At 71.0% G+C, this 5,524-nt stretch carries 7 protein-coding genes; 1 reads left to right on the top strand and 6 read right to left on the bottom strand.

All coding sequences use genetic code 11. The annotated features are described in order from the left end of the window. From AC1D12_RS23285 to AC1D12_RS23260, 6 genes are all read right to left on the bottom strand, one after another. Positions 1–1,152 (bottom strand): glycerol-3-phosphate dehydrogenase/oxidase (locus AC1D12_RS23285; protein WP_477843137.1); only part of this gene is annotated, 1,152 nt, incomplete at its 3' end. Positions 1,153–1,156: 4 nt separating this feature from the next. After that, positions 1,157–2,056: an SMP-30/gluconolactonase/LRE family protein gene (locus AC1D12_RS23280; protein WP_477843135.1), complete on the bottom strand. Its 900-nt coding sequence runs from the start codon at positions 2,054–2,056 to the stop codon at positions 1,157–1,159. A gap of 10 nt (positions 2,057–2,066) precedes the next feature. Further along, positions 2,067–2,927 carry an aldose 1-epimerase gene (locus tag AC1D12_RS23275; protein WP_477826846.1) on the bottom strand — a complete coding sequence of 287 codons (861 nt, stop codon included), beginning with the start codon at positions 2,925–2,927 and terminating at the stop codon, positions 2,067–2,069. Positions 2,928–3,053: 126 nt separating this feature from the next. Next, on the bottom strand, positions 3,054–3,869 hold the full coding sequence (locus AC1D12_RS23270) for an HpcH/HpaI aldolase family protein (RefSeq protein WP_047501578.1): 816 nt from the start codon (positions 3,867–3,869) through the stop codon (positions 3,054–3,056). Positions 3,870–3,904: 35 nt separating this feature from the next. After that, positions 3,905–4,414 (bottom strand): GNAT family N-acetyltransferase, encoded by a 510-nt coding sequence (locus tag AC1D12_RS23265; protein WP_047501576.1) that lies wholly within the window; start codon positions 4,412–4,414, stop codon positions 3,905–3,907. Between the two features lie 61 nt (positions 4,415–4,475). Then, positions 4,476–5,177 carry a cytochrome b/b6 domain-containing protein gene (locus AC1D12_RS23260; protein ID WP_477826845.1) on the bottom strand — a complete coding sequence of 234 codons (702 nt, stop codon included), beginning with the start codon at positions 5,175–5,177 and terminating at the stop codon, positions 4,476–4,478. A 149-nt stretch (positions 5,178–5,326) separates the two neighbouring features. On the opposite strand from AC1D12_RS23260, the gene AC1D12_RS23255 reads away from it, so the two are divergent. Continuing rightward, positions 5,327–5,524: YciI family protein (locus AC1D12_RS23255; protein ID WP_477843133.1), on the top strand; the 198-nt coding region annotated here is incomplete at its 3' end.

Genomic DNA, 5,524 nt, shown 5'->3' with positions numbered 1-5,524 from the left:
GTCCTCGGCCATCGCGCGGTAGGTGGTCCACTTGCCGCCGGTCACGGTGACCAGGCCCGAGCGGCCGACCAGCACGGTGTGCTCGCGCGACAAGGCCTTGGTGTTGCCGCCGTCGTCTTCCGGCGGCTTCACGAGCGGACGCAGCCCGACCCACACCGAGCGCACGTCGGCCCGCGTCGGGGCGCGGCTCAGGTAGCGGCCGGCCTCGCGCAGGATGAACTCGACCTCGTCGTGGAACGGCGCCGGCTCGGTCGCGAGGTCGTCGCGCGGCGTGTCGGTCGTGCCCAGCAGCGTCTTGCCGAGCCAGGGCACGGCGAACAGCACGCGGCCGTCGGCGGTCTTCGGGATCAGCAGCGCGTGGTCGCCCGGCAGGAAGCTGCGGTCGACGACCAGGTGCACGCCCTGGCTCGGGGCCACCATCGGTGCGCGGCTCGGCGTGCCGGGTTCGCGGTCGAGGTCGCGGATCTCGTCGACCCAGACACCCGCCGCATTGACCACGCAGGCCGCGCGCACGCTGAAGCGCTCGCCGCGCTCGCGGTCGTGCGCGAGCAGGCCCGTCACGCGGCCCCCCTCGCGCAGCAGGCCGTCGACGCGGCAGTGGTTGACGACACAGGCGCCGCGCGCGACGGCCGTGCGCGCCAGCGCGACCGCGAGCCGCGCATCGTCGAACTGGCCGTCCCAGTACTTGACGCCGCCGCTCAGGCCCTCGGCCCGCACGGTGGGCAGCAGGGCGCGCGTCTGCGCGGTCGACAGCAGCTGCGTGTCGCCCAGCCCGCGCCGGCCGGCGAGCGCGTCGTACAGCTTCAGGCCGATGCCGTAGAACCAGCGCTCCCACCAGTGGTAGCCCGGCATCACGAAGGCGAGCGGCTGCGCGAGATGGGGCGCGTTCGCGAGCAGCGTCGCGCGCTCGTGCAGCGCCTCGCGCACCAGCGCCACGTTGCCCTGCGCGAGGTAGCGAACGCCGCCGTGCACGAGCTTGGTCGCGCGCGACGAGGTGCCCTTCGCGAAATCCTCGCCTTCGAGCAGCACGACGCGAAAGCCGCGCGCCGCCGCGTCGAGCGCGACGCCCAGGCCGGTCGCGCCGCCGCCGATCACCGCCAGGTCCCAGGGCGTGTCGTCGCGCAGGCGCGCGAGCTGCTCGTCCCGAGTCATGGCTTCAACCGAAGAGCGTGGCGGGCAACCCGGGCACATCGACCCTGAACGCCAGCACGCGGCCGGCCATCGGCTGCTGTGCGAGTTCGTCGGCCGGGCGCTTCTCGCGCGAGGTCGTCACGTACAGCGTCTTCAGGTCGGCACCGCCGAAGCAGGGCATCGTCGCGCAGCGCGCCGGCAACTTCAACTCTCCGAGCACCTCGCCGGCCGGCGACAGGCGCAGCAGCCGCTGGCCCTCGAACATCGCCGACCAGTACGCGCCCTCGCTGTCGACCGCGGAGCCGTCGGGCCGGCCGCCGTAGGTCGCGAGGTCCTGCTCCGGCTGCTTCAGCGGGAAGCGCGCGAACACGCGGCGCGGGCCGGGCGTGCCGCTCGCACCGTCGAAGTCCATCGCGAACACCGTGTGCGAGGTGGTGTCGCTCCAGTACATCGTGCGGCCGTCCGGGCTCCAGGCGAGCCCGTTCGACACCGTCACGTCGCCAGCCACGCGGCGCAGCGTGCCGCCGCTGAAGCAGTACAGCGCGGCCAGCGCCGGCTTGCGCGGCTCGTAGATCGTGCCGACCCAKAAGCGGCCTTGCGGATCGCACTTGCCGTCGTTGAAGCGCTCGAGCTTCGGGTCGTAGGGCGCGGCGGCGAGCGGCGTGCGCTGTGCCGTGGTCGTGTCGAAGCGCCACAGGCCGTCGCGCATCGCGAGCAGCATGCCGCCATCGCGCATCGCGGCGCAGCTCGCGACCTCGGTCTCGAAGCGCCAGTGCGCATGCTGCCCGCTCGCGGGATCGAAGCGGTTCAGCGTGAAGCCGGCGATATCGCACCAGTAGAGCGCCTGTTCGACCGGGTGCCACAGCGGCGATTCGCCGAGCACCGAGGCCGGCACGGGCAGCGGCTCGTACGCGTCAAGGGTCACGTCGCGCACCTCAGACAGGGGACACGTCGATCTTCATCCACGCGTCCAGGCTCTCGCCGGGTTGCAGCGTGCGCAGGCCGTGCGCCGCCGGGTCGGCCATGTGGATCGCATTGCTGACATGGCTGACCGGCTCGACGCAGTAGTACGGCTTGTCGGCCGGCGTGTAGACGACGAGGTAGGGCAGCGACGACGTGACCTGCATCGAGAACTTCTCGTCGCGGATGCGCGCCGGGCCGGTCCAGCCCTCGAAGCAGTTGTCGAAGCCGAGGTGCGACACGTCGCCGTCGATGCCCGGCTGCGGGTGCTTGCGCACCGGCAGCTGCGTGGCGTCGGAATCCCAGCGGTCGGACAGGTCGATGTGCAGCCGGCTGCGCTCGCGGCGGTGGAAGTACGGGTGCCAGCCGACGCCGGCCGGCACCGGCGCGTCGTGCGTGTTGGTCAGCACGAGCTGCACGCCGCATTGCGACGGCGTCAGCGTGAAGTACTGCTTCACGTCGAACGGGAACGGCCAGTGCTCGTCGGGCACGTGCGTGTAGCCCAGCACCAGCTCGGTCGCGCTGGTGGACACCACGTCCCACGCGCGCTGCCAGGCGACGCCATGCAGCGAATGCGGGCTGTCGTCGAAGTTCGGGGCAGTGGTGTAGTCCTTGCCCTTCCAGCGGAAGCGCCGGTAGCCGAGCCGGTTGGAGTACGGCACCATCGGGTAGCTGCCGCCCAGGCGCGGCGACGCCAGCTCGCCGGGTTCGGTGGATCGCAGGATGGGCTGGTCGCGGTGCCACAGGCCGGCGATGGTGCCGCCCAGGTCGGGGCGGACGGCCAGGCGCAACGCGCCGGCATGCAGTTCAAAGCTGTTGTTCGACGATCCAGTCATTGGCCTTCCCGGCAAGGTGGAACACAGGGCGCCTCGTGGCGCCCGGGATGGCGGCAATGCTACGCCCGTACCGCGACGAAACCGGCCGGGCCGGCGGCTTCTTTCTGGGGATGCGCGGCAACAGGTTCAGTACGCGGCCTCGGCGCGCGTGCCGCTCGCGAGCGTGTGCACATGCTCGGTGTCGCGCGTGCGCAGCGCGGCCAGCGAGGCCTGCGCGCCGCGCATCATCAGCCCGAGGTCGGACGAGATCGCGACGAAATCGAAGCCCGCGGCGCGGTACTGCGCGACGACCTCGGGCGTGCTGCCGACGGTGCCGACCGGCTTGCCGATCGCCTTGCAGCGCTGCACCCCCTGCGACATCAGGTCGAGCACGGCCGGGTGCATCGGCTGGCCGACGTGGCCCATCGTGGCCGACAGGTCRGCCGGGCCGAGGAAGATCGCGTCGACCCCCGGCACCGCGGCGATCTCCTCGAGCCGCTTGACGGCGGCCGGCGTCTCGAGCTGGATGATCGCGCCGATCTGCTGGTTGGCCGTGGTCGCGTGGTTGGCGATGGTGCCGAAGCGCGAGCCGCGGTTGATGCCGGCCATGCCGCGCACGCCATCAGGCGGGTAGCGCGTCGCGGCGATCGCGCGGCGCGCCTCGTCGGCATCCTGCACGAACGGGAACAGCAGCGTCGAGGCGCCCGCGTCGAGCACCCGCTTGACCACCACCGCGTCGTTCCAGGGCACGCGCACCACCGGCAGCATCTTGGTCGACGCCACCGCCTGCAGCAGGTGCACCAGGTCCATCAGGTCGAGCGGCGAGTGCTCCATGTCGAGCACGCCCCAGTCGAAGCCGGCGCAGCCCATCGCCTCGGCGACGATCGGGCTGCCCGACGAGATCCAGGTGCCGATCGGGGGGTGCGCGCCGGACGATCCGAGCAGCTGGCGAAAGGCATTCATGGAGGTCTCCTTGGGTGGGGTCGCTGGTGTTGCCGCTAATAGGTCGAGGTCTGCCAGTCGAGCGCCACCTTCAGGTAGTGCGCGCCCGGGATCGGGTTGAAGTAGTACGGCGGGATTTCCTCGAAACCGAGCGACGCGTACAGGCCGCGCGCGGATTCCATGTCGTCCAGCGTGTCCAGCAGCATCGATGAGTAGCCGGCGCGGCGCGCCTCGTCGATCAGCGCCTGCGCGAGCACGCGACCGAGGCCGAAGCGGCGGAACGCCGGGCGCACGAAGAGGCGCTTCATCTCGCAGGCGTTGGCATAGTCGGCGTCGGGCAGCCCGCGGATCGCGCCGCAGCCTGCGACCGCGCCGTCGACCATCGCGAGCAGCAGGTGGCCGGTGGGCGGGGCGTAGTCGCCGGGCAGGCGGGAGAGTTCGTTCTCGAAATCCTGGAAGCACAGGTCGATGCCCAGGCTGTCGGCATAGTCGCGCATGATGGCGCGCGTGGCGTCGAGCAACTCCGGTGTGTCGGGGGTGACCAGTTCGATGACGGGCGTGTCCATGCAGGCGAGGCGGGTGGAAGCCGAGAGGCGTGCCCGAGTGTAGGCAACCCGGCGAGGCTTGTCAGGCGCCCAGACCCCATATCCAGCCGGCCACGCCCGCGCAGGCCAGCAGCAGCACCAGCGCGAGCAGGCGCGTCAGCGCGGTGTCGCGCGAGGCCGGTGTGCCATCCGACAAGACCTTGTCGCCGCGCAGCATCGCGCCGACGAGGTTGTTGCGGCGCACCAGCAGGTAGAACAGGATGGCCGCGATGTGCAGCGCGACCAGCGTGTAGATCAGCCACTGGCCCCAGCTCTTGTGCCACGCGGTGGCCAGGCTGCTGGTGGCGCCGCTGACGAACTTGATCAGCGGCCCGGTGGTCGAGATCTCGTCGTCGGCCACCAGCCCGCTCGCGACCTGCAGCCCGAGCAGCGCGAGCAGCGCGAACACCGACAGCGCGCCGGTCGGGCTGTGGCCGACCTCCAGCCATTCGTCGCGCCGGCCCTGGCCGCGCAGGTGGCGCAGCAGCGTGCCCGGCGCATAGACGAAGCTCGCGAAGCGCGACCAGCGCCCGCCGACGAAGCCCCACAGCAGGCGGAACGCCAGCAGGATCAGCACCATCAGCCCGAAGCGCAGGTGCCATTCCATCGCGTTGCCACCGATCTTGGCGCTCACGACCGAACCGACGATGCAGATCACGAGCAGCCAATGGAACAGGCGGGTCGGCAGGTCCCAGACGCGCACGCGGGTCGTGGAGGTCGTCGAATCGACAGGCATGGCTGGCATGGCCGCAGCGGCCGGGAGTGGCGGGCAGGCGCAAAGATAACCGCTGCCGCGGCCGTTACAAAAAAGAAGGCGCAGCATGTCGATTCGAGCGGCGGCGAGCCGTCGCGTGAATGAAGCCGTCGCTTCCCATTCATCCAAGGAGATCCAGCATGCGATTCATGATCCTGATCAAGGCCGACAAGAACTCCGAAGCCGGCGTGATGCCCGACACGAAGCTGCTCGAGGCCATGGGCCAGTTCAACGAGGAACTCGTGAAGGCCGGCGTGATGCAGGCCGGCGAAGGCCTGCAGCCGAGTTCGAAGGGCGCCCGCGTGCGCTTCCAGGGGCGCGAACGCAGCGTCATCGAC

Source organism: Rhizobacter sp. P1_G5, from assembly GCF_056405435.1.
The sequence above is the reverse complement of the archived record's forward strand: the minus strand, read 5'-3'. Positions and strand labels throughout refer to the sequence as shown.